The sequence below is a fragment of the Alcaligenes faecalis genome, from assembly GCF_002443155.1.
GTDB classification, from domain to species: Bacteria; Pseudomonadota; Gammaproteobacteria; order Burkholderiales; family Burkholderiaceae_B; genus Alcaligenes; species Alcaligenes faecalis.
Window position 1 is genome coordinate 1,115,058 of the sequence record NZ_CP023667.1, and the last position, 12,119, is coordinate 1,127,176.

At 54.6% G+C, this 12,119-nt stretch carries 16 protein-coding genes and 1 tRNA gene; 13 read left to right on the forward strand and 4 right to left on the reverse strand.

What is annotated here, in order from left to right; translation table 11 throughout:
- The first annotated feature begins 39 nt into the window (after window positions 1–39).
- The gene (nadC, locus tag CPY64_RS05100; RefSeq protein ID WP_042487411.1) at window positions 40–939 is read left to right on the forward strand and encodes a carboxylating nicotinate-nucleotide diphosphorylase; all 900 of its coding nucleotides are present in this window, start codon (window positions 40–42) and stop codon (window positions 937–939) included.
- A 22-nt stretch (window positions 940–961) separates the two neighbouring features.
- Entirely contained in the window at window positions 962–1,981 is a 1,020-nt protein-coding gene (locus tag CPY64_RS05105) for a tripartite tricarboxylate transporter substrate binding protein (RefSeq protein ID WP_042487407.1), read from the forward strand.
- Window positions 1,982–2,257: 276 nt separating this feature from the next.
- Here CPY64_RS05105 and CPY64_RS05110 read toward each other — a convergent pair whose 3' ends face one another.
- Window positions 2,258–2,530: a hypothetical protein gene (locus tag CPY64_RS05110; RefSeq protein WP_042487404.1), complete on the reverse strand. Its 273-nt coding sequence runs from the start codon at window positions 2,528–2,530 to the stop codon at window positions 2,258–2,260.
- 216 nt (window positions 2,531–2,746) lie between these two features.
- On the reverse strand, window positions 2,747–4,150 hold the full coding sequence (locus CPY64_RS05115; protein WP_042487401.1) for a GntP family permease: 1,404 nt from the start codon (window positions 4,148–4,150) through the stop codon (window positions 2,747–2,749).
- Between the two features lie 315 nt (window positions 4,151–4,465).
- Between CPY64_RS05115 and CPY64_RS05120 the strand changes: the two genes are divergently transcribed.
- From CPY64_RS05120 to CPY64_RS05135, 4 genes are all read left to right on the forward strand, one after another.
- Window positions 4,466–4,542 (forward strand) — tRNA-Met (locus CPY64_RS05120).
- A 489-nt stretch (window positions 4,543–5,031) separates the two neighbouring features.
- Window positions 5,032–5,508, forward strand: coding sequence for a hypothetical protein (locus CPY64_RS05125; protein ID WP_042487699.1), 477 nt, complete (start codon window positions 5,032–5,034; stop codon window positions 5,506–5,508).
- A 344-nt stretch (window positions 5,509–5,852) separates the two neighbouring features.
- Entirely contained in the window at window positions 5,853–6,617 is a 765-nt protein-coding gene (locus tag CPY64_RS05130; protein ID WP_123794714.1) for a CBS domain-containing protein, read from the forward strand.
- Between the two features lie 202 nt (window positions 6,618–6,819).
- Window positions 6,820–7,524: an HNH endonuclease gene (locus tag CPY64_RS05135; protein WP_042487396.1), complete on the forward strand. Its 705-nt coding sequence runs from the start codon at window positions 6,820–6,822 to the stop codon at window positions 7,522–7,524.
- Window positions 7,525–7,657: 133 nt separating this feature from the next.
- Here the strand turns inward: CPY64_RS05135 and CPY64_RS05140 are convergent, their stop codons facing one another.
- Both CPY64_RS05140 and CPY64_RS05145 read right to left on the reverse strand, forming a co-directional pair.
- Window positions 7,658–8,659 carry a phage integrase gene (locus tag CPY64_RS05140; protein ID WP_042487393.1) on the reverse strand — a complete coding sequence of 334 codons (1,002 nt, stop codon included), beginning with the start codon at window positions 8,657–8,659 and terminating at the stop codon, window positions 7,658–7,660.
- A complete protein-coding gene (locus CPY64_RS05145) occupies window positions 8,640–9,395 on the reverse strand; it encodes a hypothetical protein (protein WP_042487388.1) in 756 nt (251 codons plus the stop codon). Before CPY64_RS05145 ends, CPY64_RS05140 begins: the two co-directional genes overlap by 20 nt.
- A 162-nt stretch (window positions 9,396–9,557) precedes the next feature.
- Between CPY64_RS05145 and CPY64_RS05150 the strand changes: the two genes are divergently transcribed.
- From CPY64_RS05150 to CPY64_RS05180, 7 genes are read left to right on the forward strand one after another with little or no spacing between them, the layout of a single operon-like run.
- Entirely contained in the window at window positions 9,558–9,740 is a 183-nt protein-coding gene (locus CPY64_RS05150; protein ID WP_123794716.1) for a hypothetical protein, read from the forward strand.
- A complete protein-coding gene (locus CPY64_RS05155; RefSeq protein WP_042487385.1) occupies window positions 9,740–9,928 on the forward strand; it encodes a hypothetical protein in 189 nt (62 codons plus the stop codon). The genes CPY64_RS05150 and CPY64_RS05155 overlap by 1 nt, the downstream gene beginning before the upstream one ends.
- A complete protein-coding gene (locus CPY64_RS05160) occupies window positions 9,925–10,185 on the forward strand; it encodes a hypothetical protein (RefSeq protein WP_042487383.1) in 261 nt (86 codons plus the stop codon). The genes CPY64_RS05155 and CPY64_RS05160 overlap by 4 nt, the downstream gene beginning before the upstream one ends.
- The gene (locus CPY64_RS05165) at window positions 10,182–11,285 is read left to right on the forward strand and encodes a replication initiation factor domain-containing protein (protein WP_052363000.1); all 1,104 of its coding nucleotides are present in this window, start codon (window positions 10,182–10,184) and stop codon (window positions 11,283–11,285) included. The genes CPY64_RS05160 and CPY64_RS05165 overlap by 4 nt, the downstream gene beginning before the upstream one ends.
- Window positions 11,286–11,311: 26 nt before the next feature.
- A complete protein-coding gene (locus CPY64_RS05170) occupies window positions 11,312–11,623 on the forward strand; it encodes a hypothetical protein (protein ID WP_042487380.1) in 312 nt (103 codons plus the stop codon).
- A gap of 2 nt (window positions 11,624–11,625) precedes the next feature.
- The gene (locus tag CPY64_RS05175; protein ID WP_042487377.1) at window positions 11,626–11,832 is read left to right on the forward strand and encodes a hypothetical protein; all 207 of its coding nucleotides are present in this window, start codon (window positions 11,626–11,628) and stop codon (window positions 11,830–11,832) included.
- Window positions 11,833–11,835: 3 nt separating this feature from the next.
- Window positions 11,836–12,078: a hypothetical protein gene (locus tag CPY64_RS05180; protein WP_042487374.1), complete on the forward strand. Its 243-nt coding sequence runs from the start codon at window positions 11,836–11,838 to the stop codon at window positions 12,076–12,078.
- Window positions 12,079–12,119 lie beyond the last annotated feature (41 nt).

Sequence of the window (12,119 nt, forward strand, 5' to 3'; positions counted from 1 at the left end):
TGCCATTAGGCCTTATTTTTAGCGATTTAAATACTCATAATGAGCATAATTAATGCCCCCAAGCCGACAGCGCAAGCTGCAGAGACACGAGCTCACCGTATTCCTTCCTTGCCCGACGTCATTCTGGAACCCTTGGTGCGCGCCACCTTGCAAGAAGACTTGGGTCGCGCTGGTGATCTGACGACGGATTCCATCGTTCCCGCAGCAACGCGCACGCAAATGCGCCTGGTGGCCCGCGAGGAAGGCGTGTTGGCTGGCCTGGATCTGGCTCGTCTGGCCTTTACCTTGCTGGACCCGACGCTGCGCTTTGAGGCGCAGCTGCAGGATGGCGATGCCTTGACTCCGGGTGCACAGATTGCGGTCATTAGCGGCTCGGCCCGTTCCATGCTGACGGCAGAGCGCTGCGCCTTGAACTTTCTGGGGCATTTAAGTGGCGTGGCATCGGCCACCGCTTCCATCGCCCGTGCAATTGCACCTTATGGCACTAAAGTCACCTGCACCCGAAAAACCATGCCTGGCCTGCGTGCCGTGCAGAAATACGCGGTTCGTGTCGGTGGCGGCAGCAACCATCGCTTTGGTTTGGATGACGCGGTACTGATTAAAGACAACCACATCGCCGTTGCCGGGGGCGTGAAAGCCGCCGTGGAAGCGGCCCGTGCCTATATCGGCCATCTGGTTTGCATCGAGGTGGAAGTCGATACCCAGGAGCAACTGGATGAAGTGCTGGAACTGGGAGTGGACAGCATTCTTTTGGACAATATGGACACCGCGACCTTGACCGAGGCTGTGGCCCGCGTCGCAGGCCGTGCCAAAACAGAAGCCTCGGGTCGTATCACTCCAGAAACAGCCGTAGAAATTGCCCGTTGCGGTGTAGACCGAATTGCAGTGGGTTGGATTACGCACAGTGCCCGTGTACTGGATATTGGTCTGGATGCTTGAGTAGAGAAACGTGTTGGCTGTAATGGCGGGTTTTCAGGTGGGTAAGCGGGTGGCAGCCGTCGCCTTGCTGGGCATGGTGGCGCTGGGCTTGAGTAATCAGGCGGCGCAGGCAAGGGAGACGATAGCCGAGCAGGCTGTGAAGTATCCCGTCAGGCCAATTACCGTGATCGTCACCTTTCCGCCTGGCGGCGGGACCGATTTGCTGGCCCGCAAGCTGGGCCCCCGGTTGGAAAAGGCGCTGGGCCAGCCCGTCATCATCGACAACCGACCCGGTGCCAGCGGCAATATCGGTGCGCGAGCCGTAGCCTATGCCCGCGCCGATGGCTATACCTTGCTGATGGCCAATAGCTCCTTTGCCATCAACCCCGGTGTGTTTCGTAATTTGGGTTTCAAGCCTAAAGAGGATTTTGCGCCGATCGCCAATATAGGCTTTGTGCCCTCCGTGATCGTGACAGGACATAGCTCGGATATCCAGAATCTGGAGCAAGTGCTGGAGCAGCAGTCGGAGCCAGCCTTGGCCTACGCATCCTGCGGTAACGGCACACCTCAGCATCTGGCCGGGGAAATGCTCTACGACTTGCGAGGCACGGCCTTGCTGCATATCCCGTACCGTGGCTGCGGCCCTGCATTGAACGATGTTGTCGCCGGGCAGGTGCCTATCGGGATCGTGACCTTGTCCAGCGCGGCCACCCTGATTGAGTCCGGACATTTGCGTGCCCTGGCTGTGACTTCAGCCCAGCGCAGCCCGGTTTTACCTGATGTGCCGACGGTGGCGGAGATCAGTGAAACGGGTTTTGAGCTGGACCAGTGGCACGGCCTGCTGGCCCCTTCTCATACCCCTGAACACATCATCAACACGCTAAATAGTGTTGTGCAAAAAGCAGTGATGGACCCCGCCATGCAATCACAGTTGCTGGCCTTGGGCTATACGCCGCAAGAAGGCAATGAATCAGCGCACGCCAGGGGTTTCAAGGCCATGATCTGGAATGACATCGACCGTTTTGGGGCCTTGGCTTACAAGATTGGTTTGCAGGTGGATTAGGGTGGGGAGGGCCTTGCTTTGCGGACACGCTGACTCCTTGGAACGCAAGCGAGAGGTTTTCCTCTGATGGTGCTCCGGCACCCGAATACATCAGATCATGCGGCAATATGCCAAGTTTCTATATGAGTCTTATTGGCCCCTCAGACAGTTTGAGGCCCAGACAGCCGTCTAAGCTTGCTTGGGCCAATGTCTATAGAGAGGGGCAGATAGCTGAGTTTGTGTCTGTCTAGCAGTCGGTCAGTCGATTGTTAACTCACAGACAAACCCTGCTTCTATTTAGAAGAAGCTGTCCTCACTGGGCGCTTCAGGAACAGGCTGGGTTGCAAACCAGTGTTTTTCCAGCAGCAGGGTATGCGTCAAACCATCCTTGCTGCAAGTGGAGTCGATCTCGATCTGGCCGCGTTGGCTGCCATCCGCATTGAAATTGTCGGCCTCGACCTCGGCCGCGGCGATATAAGCCTGCAGGTTCAGATCAGGCTGTCCACGATCCAGAACAAACTGACGAATGGCTTCAGTGCCTAACTCATTAAGGGTGTAGGTGTAGTTCATGGTGTGCTCCTGATTATTGATCTTGATAATACGGGACCATATGCCTGAATCCTAGCACGCCAAGGGCCGATCTCGGATAGCAAAGCGTTACGGGTTTTCGCGATAGAAAACGAAACGTGCTTGCGGCCGATGTGAGGCCAATAAAAAAGCAGCTATGCGCGAATCCGCACATAGCTGCTATAGCTGCTCTATATAGAGCCTGCTTCCTGAACTTGCTTAGAAGCTGCCAAAAATCGTACCCAGCGTAATCACCGTGATCAGCGCAAAGATAGGAGCGGCCATCGTCACCATGGCGATATTGCCGTAGGACTGACGATGATTCAGCTTGCAGATGGACAGCAAGGTAATGATTGCACCGCAATGGGGCAGCGTATCCAGACCACCCGCCGCCATCACCGCCACACGGTGCAGCAGTTCGGGGCTGATGCCAGCTTGCTGAGCCATCGCCAAATAGTCCGAACCCAGCGTCTGCAGAGCAATACTCAAACCACCCGAAGACGAACCTGTAATCCCCGCCAGTGTCGTCATGGCCACCGCTTCCGAGATCAGCGGATTGCCCGGAGCCACGTTCAACACAAAGTCCCGAATAATCGCAAAGCCCGCCAGACTGGCAATCACCGCACCATAACCGACTTCAGAGGCGGTATTGAACAAAGGCAGCATAAAACCAAACACGCCTTTATTAATGCTCTCGCGCAGACTCTTCCAGTGACCCAAGCGGCTGATGATCAGCACCAGATTCGCCGTAATCAAGGCAATGATCAATGCCCACAGACCCGTAATCTTGGCAGGATCAACCTGAGGGAAACGCTCGGCCATGAACGCAAAGTTTGTGCCGGGGAAAATCCCATAAGTGAACAAGGCATTGACGCCAATCACCAGAATCAAGGGCAGAATAGCCAGAAAGATAGGCATGGGCTTCTGACCATGCGTGCTGTCCTCGGCGCTGGCATCAAAATGGTCCTGACCATGATCGCCATAGCCTTCGCCATTTGCAATTGCCTTGCGCGCACGCGACTGCAACCACCACAGACCACCCAAAGCCATGATCAAACCACCAATAATCCCCAGACCAGGCGCGGCAAATACGTTGGTGCCGTAGTAAGGAATAGGAATCGCGTTCTGAATGGCAGGAGTGCCAGGCAGAGCCGTCATGGTGAACGTAAACGAACCCAAGGCAATCGAAGCGGGAATCAGACGCTTGGGGATACCCGCAGCACGAAACAGATCCTTGGCAATCGGGTAGATGGCAAAGGCCACTACAAACAGGGACACACCACCATAAGTCAGTACGCCGCACACCATCACAATGGTGGCAATAGCATGACGATGCCCCAGCTTGCGCGTAATCCACTGAGCAATCGCCTGAGCCGCTCCGGAGTCTGCCATCAACTGACCAAACAAGGCACCTAACAAGAAGATGGGCAAGAACTGAAGCACATAGCCGCTAAGCGCGCTCATGAAGGTAGAGGTGTAGATGGGCAACAAAAACCCGGAGTCCCCCGAGAGCAGCACTGCCAGGGCGGCCATCAAGGGAGCCAGCAACAGAACCGTCACCCCCCGATAGGCGAAGAACATCAGCAGCAAAAGCGAGACAACAATAGCAAGCGTACTGGCCATAAACAAAGTTCCTGTGGAAAGTCCGGATCACGGACGTCAGTCAATTAACAAGGACGGATCAAACGCCAAGCACGCAGTGTAGCAATAGGGGATGACAAACAGGCTTGATAGGGCGCAAGGGGGTAGATACGGGCTAGCAGGCTGTGAACTTACTTTTTGTATCATTTGTTTGAGCTTGGGAAGAGAGCCTTGGAAAGGGTAAGCTCAATGAATACAAGGGCTTAGCGTTTTCATAGGAGAGAATCATCAAAAAGATGAAAAAAGATCGAGATAAGTGCTTGCTAAAAGACGAAACCTTGCTATAATTTCTTCTTCGGCGCATTAGCTCAGCAGGTTAGAGCGACGGAATCATAATCCGCAGGTCCCCTGTTCGAATCAGGGATGCGCCACCAGAATTTCCCCTGTTAAATCAGGACATTGAAGCCACCCGATGCGGTGGCTTTTTTGTTGTCTGCGGCTTGGGTGTCAACCAAGTGTCAACGCAAGATTGAGGACGACGGTTGCTGATGCTGGCCCTCTCTTGTCTTCCAGCACTTGCATGCGCGTTTCTGCTTCATGTGTGGCGCGCGCTGAAATTGTCTTGGCGACACATCATTGACCTGGCCAAGTGCAGGTTGTCACCATTGCCATCTTGAGACATTGCCTGCCATGTCAAGGACGGGCACGGAAGCCGCAGCCCGGCTTGCCGGGACCGGGTGAGTACCCGGCGAAGCGAATCCTTGACACACCACGGATCACAGACGCTATTGGTTGGGTTGCAGGGTGCTGTTTGCCCTGCAACCCTGCCAAGCGGCGAGCGTGGGGTTTTGGGGCAGCGCCTCATTTCCGTTGTAAATGGCATTCGCTGAAAATTATTCTTACAATGACTGCTTTTGGCCAAGATGACATTGCTGATGACCCGAGAAGAAGCCATAGCTCTAGTAAATTCTGCGATTGATCAGCTTTTGCGGCATGACTCTGCATTGCTCGCTCTTGATGTTACGGAGCGCTCGCTTTCTTATCGGCTTGCTCACTACATGGCGCTCTCCGAGGCCATTCGGCCACCACTTACTGTGGACTGTGAGTACAACCGCCATTTCGGAGACCCCAAAAGGCTTAAGTTGCCACCTCGAAAAGCACTAGATCGCGAGATTCGTGCTACCACAGTATTTCCCGATATTTTGGTGCATGAGCGTAACACAGACACAAATAATCTCATTGTGCTAGAACTAAAGAAGCCCGGCGAGGACACCGCATACGATGAGCTCAAGCTGCGGGCTTTTCGGAAGGAGCTCGGTTATGTCCATACAGCGCATGTCATCTTGGGCTATGTTGCCGACGGTACGCTGATCTGTACTGTTACGTGGATTGATGACTAACAATTCGTGCAAGCCAATTCGTCTTCGTGGTACAGCTAACTCTGGTGCTAGGGAATGTCTGTTTGGGGTCGAAAACTGCCTTCCATGGCAGACTTCTACCAGCCATAAGCGGTCCTTCGAAGAGCTGCAGCATAAGAATGCCTTAGGTAGGTCTGAGATGCTCGCGGCTTGTAAAGTTGGCAATCATGAGCATTAACGCGGAGCGAAGATGAGCAGCGCACCTTATTTTGACAGTACGCCAGCTGCATTCGTACTAACCCTGCATTGAGTTCGATGGGCACGGCGGAGATCTGCGACACTAGCAGTTGATTTATAACTGGATGCCCAAGTAGGCAAACTCTAGCATGACTATCCCACCACTCGACTGGCACGAACGTATGTTTCATCGCGACGAGCTGCGCGCCAGTCGCTACGCCGCGCTTGCAGACGCGGAAGGCTTTGAGGCGATATGCTTCGCTGTCGAGGCGCTTGGAATGCGTCTTCGCGGACGCAAGGAGAACCTTGGTAAATATGAGAAAGCGCTTGCAGATTTGGCTCAGTCGTCAGTCGTGCTATCGCAATTGTCTAGCACTTACCCCGGTCGGTTCTCCACTTTTTCGGCACTGTTCTGCACAGTAAAAAGAGCGAGAAATGACGCGATGCACTCTGGCGTGTTCGCGCGGCATGCGACCGCCGCAGCCATCGAGCTTTGCATAGGACTAGAGGAGGCACTTATGAAAGAACCACATGTCCCGCAGAAAAAAGTCAAAGACTTTATGGTGAAGTCGCCCGTTGTTTTGGAACCGTGGCAGCCCGTAGCCCATGCTCGGCAATTGATGCTCACGCACTCGTTCTCCTACCTTCCTGTCTACATCCAGGGCTGGAAGTTGGTGACGGAGTATGGGCTTGCTCGATACCTGCGCGCCAACAATGATTGGGCGAAGGCTCTGTCGCTAACAATTCAGGGTGCAGGATCAGAGCTCCAGCTTATAAGCGCAACGGTGGTTGGGCCGGACCATGAGGTCGAAAATCTGCTTGAGGACGATGCAGATAAAGAAACCCGACTATGGCTTGTCGAAGAACAGCAAGGCAGGCTCTGCGGCGTCCTCTCTCCGTTTGAACTGATGTAACTAGAACATGCGCTCGTAGTTGCCGCAATGAGGTCATTAGCTGGTGGCGCCGTGACGGTCAGCAATGGGTCGAAAGCGGGTGTTCGGCCTAATCTGTTGTCTGCCAGGAGCAGCTTCCCATTTATCAGTTCATTAAGGGATTTTGCATCTGCTATTAGCTAATTTACCGATGTACGACAAGACCAGACGGGAGTCCTAACGCATGAACTTCTATGATTGGATGATTTATAAAGGGCTATCGAAGTCCTCTGCTCGCAGTTACGACGGAGCGCTCCGTGGTGTGCTGTCAGAATGGGCGATGGATAATGACCTAATTTCAGGCCCTCTGATCGCCTTGACCAGCTCTTCGGCCTTTGCTGCTCTTTCCCCAAGCATCCAGAAGCTACCTATCTTCAAAGAGCGAAACGTGCGCGGACACCACATGTACAGTGCTACATTGTCGCAATTCGCCGCATACCTTGCGAGCAACGGCAGCGAAGATATGCAAGCCGATCTTGAACAGATCATCGGCGATCCGAGCATGACGATGACTGAAAAGACAGCATTGATCAAGTCAAGGATTGGTCAGGGAACGTTTCGAGATAAGGTGCTACGACACTGGAGCAGCTGTGCTGTAACGGGTTTCAGCGACACCAGCCTCCTCGTTGCATCTCATATCAAGCCATGGAAAAAATCAACGAATAGTGAACGACTGGACGAATGGAACGGGTTGCTTCTTTCGCCAAATTTGGACAAAGCATTTGACAAGGGATTTATCACATTTGAGACGAATGGCTCGATTCTTATCTCACCATTTTTCAACGAAGCAGCGAAACTTGGCATCACGCCTTCGATGAAGATCGCACTGAAGCCTCAGCACGAGATGTACATGGCTCACCATCGTGTGGAGGAGTTCAAAGGCAAGTAGCAACCTGCAATTAGGAGGTTTGGCATCGAAGCCCATCAAGCTTGGCAAATATCACCTCAAGCAAAAATCTGCTACTCAATCCTTACGTGTTGACTGGCCACCATGGGTAGAATACGGACACTCAGCCTTCGGTTCAGAGTCGAAATGCTAGCGGATTAAGCTGCCGAGCGGAGTCCAAATGATCAGGAGCAAGGTGTGCATATCGCATGGTGGTCTTCAAATCCTGATGCCCCAAAATACGCTGCAAAGTCAAAATATTGCCGCCATTGATCATGAAATGGCTGGCAAAGGTGTGACGCAGAACATGGGTAAGCTGCCCCATCGGCAACTGAATACCAGAGCGCTCAATGGCCTCCTTGAACGCCCCAGTACAGCCGGTGAAAATTGCCCCCATATTCCTATGCTCGGCATGATGGGTAAAAATCTCATCCTGCATGTCCTGGCTAATCGGAACCGCTCGCGCCTTGCCTGTCTTGGTACGGGCAAACTGGATCAGTCTTTGTCGTACCTGCTGAGGCCGTAGCTGCTCTGCTTCGCTCCAACGAGCACCCGTACCAAGGCAAATCCGTGACACCAAATCCACATGCGGATTGGTCGATTTCCTCAGCTCGACCAGCAGCAACGCGATCTGCTCCTTGGTCAGATAGGACAGCTCATTTTCTTGCACCTTGAACTGGCGCAGGTCTTTCAGCGGATTGTCCCGTTTCCAGACACCAAGCCGGATCAGCTCATTGAACATGGCTCGCATGTATGCATGCTCGCGGTTCACGGTGTTCAGGGAGATACCAGCATCCAGGCGCTGGCTACGGAAAGCCGCGAAAACCTGTGCATTGAATTCGCTGGCAATGGGATTTTTCAGTGCGACGATGGCAGCCTTGATCCGCTTGTAGGTATCTTCTGCTGCACGAAGCTCTTTGCCGTGATGGTCAAACCAGATGACGGCCAGTTCATCCAAACGCCGCAAGTCTTTTTTCTCGGGCATCCAGTCGGCCTGATTGTTGGCGTTCGACTTGACCCACACTTCCCAATTCTTGGCTTCTGCCTGAGTGCGAAACGTCTTGCGTAGTCGTTTGGCTCCTCGTCCTCCTGGCTGTATATCGACCAGCCAACCTGATTCAGTCCTTCGTATCGTCATGCCTTGGTTCGTAGAAAAGATAAAACTTACTCTGGTGTGATGTCCGTGGATCTTCACCCAGAATGGGATGTCCGGTCTCTGTAGGTGGTTTCTGCTGCGTAATCAATTTTTTATGGCGTTCACGCTGCGTTTCGCGCTGCTGCCATAGCTCCATCAGAATGTGATACGACTCTGTGCTTGAGTGTGCATAGGCGGTGTTAGCAATTGACCCTTCCCAATAGTGAGCAAAGGGACGCGTGCGCTCGATCAGGTCTATCGGATCTTCAAACTTGATCTGCTTTATGTGGTCATCGCTGAACAGTTGCTCATTCAAAGCAATGGACGCACGAAAGTAGTCCGTAGAAGGCTGGTCGCTGACATGTGCACGCTCTGGATATGTCGTCGCTGTCGTTGGTGCGATATGACCATTGACGGCATCCGTGATACCGGTCATGACCCAGAACGCATGCTGCGGCCATCGCGTCCCTATCGCCGCCAGGATGTCTGTTGTCGGTCGCTGCTTCCGCTCAAACACCTTGCGCCAGCGATCAGCAGAAATACCAGTGCCTTCGGCCAATGCCTTCCAGAATCCACGCCCTCCATGCAAGACGCTTAGCGTCTCCTCAACGTGATTCCCTCCGGGCAATAGCTTCTCCAGCAGCGAGGTCTTCACCTCGCGCGCTTTGACAGCTTCCTTGCGAGCCATCTGATCTTTGATCAGCAGCACAACACGATCATCAATAGTCGAGCTTGACATGGGCAGTAAACCTACTGATAATTTCCTTGTTGGATAAATTTTCCAACAAGGATGGATGGTAATTGAAATTTCGTCCTTGACCAACTCAATGTCTAAGACGGACAAAAAAGCCAAGAGGGCATGATGGACAGTTTACCTTTGTCGAATCGCTTAGCCATAGCAATGGCAATGCCATTGATGACACCGGCTGCTTTTTCCCAGGCAATGGGGATCGAACACTCGGTCTTCCAGGCGCAGTGCAATCGTGGCTATTGGCCCACGATCAAAGTCGGCAAACGGGTGTTCATCAACGTGGAAGCCATCCGCATCAAGGCCGCAGAACGGGCAGCGGAGTTCGCACTGTGATGAGTCCCATTGCCCACCTGGTCACCACCGATGCCGAGCATTTACGCACGCTCGCCACGCTGCGCAACCAACTGACCGACGCCAACAGAATGCCCGAGGCCCATGCCATCTATGAAGGCATGTTCCTGTTGACCCAGCAACTGCGTGACCGCGCCCGTCTGCTCATCAGCATGGGGAAATCGACATGAAACCCCGCACCGTCAAACCCAAGCGCACTCAGCTCGACTTCTGGCCCGAACTGCTCAACAAGGGCATGGTGCATTACGCCCGACTGACTGGCAGCGGCTCCACATTGCACATGGCGGCTGCACGCTCCGAACCGCTGTCGCCCCGCGCCTGCCCGCAGCTCCGCGAGGACAGCCGCGGGGCGACAGCCGGCAGCGGCACCCCCCCGAGTAAAACGGGGAGAAACGGCGAAGCCGCAGGTATGGAGGTGAAGCAATGACGCACCGCCTGACCAAAGACGAAAAGCTGGTACTTGAAGGCCGTCGCGTCAAAATGACCTTGGCCCAGGCGCAAGCCACCAGCAAAGACCGCTGCTCGGTGGATTGGTTATCGACCACGATCAAGGGAACCGATCTGTTCAATTCCCTGTTCTGGACGCTGAGTAACGAACACCATGAAGGTGAGTTCGTCACCGAAGTCCAGGTCATGGCGATCCTGGCCAAGAAAGTGGCCGCGATCACTGGCTTTCAGGTGGGCGACCTGCGCCCAGGCCGCAACTACTACGACAGCACCCTGCGCATCCTGAACGATGAGGGGGAGGAAGTCGGTAGCGTGTCTGGTGGCGGCGTATACCAGCGCGATACCTATCTAATCATGCTCAACGGCAGCGGCTGCACGTTCGCCAAAGCGGGCTGGCGTCAGGCCATGTATGACTTCCTGGTGCCGCTCAATGCCCGGTTGTCTCGCATAGACATTGCCCTGGACTTCTTCGAGGGTGGATGTGGCGGCGTCGAAGGTGTCCGTGAAGCCTGCATGAATGGTGGTTTCGATTACCACGGCAGACGGCCCCAGGGGCGCACCGATGGCTATTGGGATGCCGGACACTCACGCAGTTACTACGTGGGCCGACGCGGTGCAAAGCTGGTCAATGCCTACGACAAGGGCCACGCCTACAAAGACATGGAATCGTCCTGGTGGCGCATTGAGCTGCGCTACTGGTCACAGGATCGCATCCTGCCGCTGGAATGCCTGATCGAACCGGACACCTACTTTGCGGGCGCGCATCCCTACATGCAGGAGCTGCTGGACGTATCCGAGGCCATCCGCATCAAGACCAAGCCCAAGCTGGAAGACGTAACCACCGATGCCGTGGTCAAGCGCAAATTGCGCTGGCTTGAAACCACCGTCGCCCCATCCCTGGTACATCTGACCCGCGCATTTGATGCGGGCCTGGAGGGCATGGCCTGGATTGGCGACCTGATCGAAAAGCATGCAGCCCGCGAGCTACCGCGCAGCCTGCGCACCGTTCCCAACGCTCTGTTGAAACAGGGCATCCAACGCATATTGAAGCCCGCTGAACCGGCCAGCGTGGCGGCTTAACCGACGCCGGACAAGGAATCGACATCATGAAATTCAATACCCGTATCACCATCGCTGGCGTCAAAGGCTCCAAGGGCAAGCTGGAAAGCGGCCAGGAATACGACAGCACCAAGATTTACGTCCAGACCGACCTGGACGACAGCAAAGGCATGGGCAAGGGCTTTGCCACCGTGGAATACAACTACGGCACTTCGGAGGAGTTCCACAAGCTCAAGCATCTGCCGTTCCCGTTGGTGGCAGAGGCGGAACTGGAAATCGTCACCAACGGCAAGACGCAAAAGACCGTCATCACCAGCTTGCAGCCTGTCGAGCTGGCGAAGCCCACGAAGGCGGCCTGACCATGTGGTGCGTTCCTCGCTATCTGGTGCAGAGCACCGAAGACGGCTCATTTCTGGCCGCTGATGGCGAAGGTGGCGTCATCAACGTGATAGCCCTGACAGCAGCAGACCCGTTCCAGGCACCGGAAAGCGCCGTCGAGGCCGTGCAGGATCACTTGGATGGCCGGGGCGTGGTCATCCTGATCTATGTGCCGTGCATCCAGGCTTGAACCATGACACGCATCTATCTCCAGTACTGCGACATCAGCATCGAAGCCGGGGCGGATTGCCCTGTGCAACATCGCCAGCAAATCGCCATCGAACGCGAAACGCTGGAAACCGCAGGCAACCCGATTCCGATACTGAACACTGCCGATGTCGCCCAGGTATTCAGCCTGGGGCTTTCGGTGGTAGTGCTGTTCTTCCTGCTGGGGCGCGGTGTTGGCACCGTATTGAACCTGATCCGCAGGGGTTAGGTAAATCCGACAGGCAGGCGGTTTCTTGCCCAATTCTCAAG

Coding starts and splice junctions, on each gene's coding strand:
- nadC (WP_042487411.1), top strand. CDS start 40: ATGAGCATAATTAATGCCCCCAAGCCGACAGCGCAAGCTGCAGAGACA.
- CPY64_RS05105 (WP_042487407.1), top strand. CDS start 962: ATGGCGGGTTTTCAGGTGGGTAAGCGGGTGGCAGCCGTCGCCTTGCTG.
- CPY64_RS05110 (WP_042487404.1), bottom strand. CDS start 2,530: ATGAACTACACCTACACCCTTAATGAGTTAGGCACTGAAGCCATTCGT.
- CPY64_RS05115 (WP_042487401.1), bottom strand. CDS start 4,150: ATGGCCAGTACGCTTGCTATTGTTGTCTCGCTTTTGCTGCTGATGTTC.
- CPY64_RS05125 (WP_042487699.1), top strand. CDS start 5,032: ATGACATTGCTGATGACCCGAGAAGAAGCCATAGCTCTAGTAAATTCT.
- CPY64_RS05130 (WP_123794714.1), top strand. CDS start 5,853: ATGACTATCCCACCACTCGACTGGCACGAACGTATGTTTCATCGCGAC.
- CPY64_RS05135 (WP_042487396.1), top strand. CDS start 6,820: ATGAACTTCTATGATTGGATGATTTATAAAGGGCTATCGAAGTCCTCT.
- CPY64_RS05140 (WP_042487393.1), bottom strand. CDS start 8,659: ATGACGATACGAAGGACTGAATCAGGTTGGCTGGTCGATATACAGCCA.
- CPY64_RS05145 (WP_042487388.1), bottom strand. CDS start 9,395: ATGTCAAGCTCGACTATTGATGATCGTGTTGTGCTGCTGATCAAAGAT.
- CPY64_RS05150 (WP_123794716.1), top strand. CDS start 9,558: ATGGCAATGCCATTGATGACACCGGCTGCTTTTTCCCAGGCAATGGGG.
- CPY64_RS05155 (WP_042487385.1), top strand. CDS start 9,740: ATGAGTCCCATTGCCCACCTGGTCACCACCGATGCCGAGCATTTACGC.
- CPY64_RS05160 (WP_042487383.1), top strand. CDS start 9,925: ATGAAACCCCGCACCGTCAAACCCAAGCGCACTCAGCTCGACTTCTGG.
- CPY64_RS05165 (WP_052363000.1), top strand. CDS start 10,182: ATGACGCACCGCCTGACCAAAGACGAAAAGCTGGTACTTGAAGGCCGT.
- CPY64_RS05170 (WP_042487380.1), top strand. CDS start 11,312: ATGAAATTCAATACCCGTATCACCATCGCTGGCGTCAAAGGCTCCAAG.
- CPY64_RS05175 (WP_042487377.1), top strand. CDS start 11,626: ATGTGGTGCGTTCCTCGCTATCTGGTGCAGAGCACCGAAGACGGCTCA.
- CPY64_RS05180 (WP_042487374.1), top strand. CDS start 11,836: ATGACACGCATCTATCTCCAGTACTGCGACATCAGCATCGAAGCCGGG.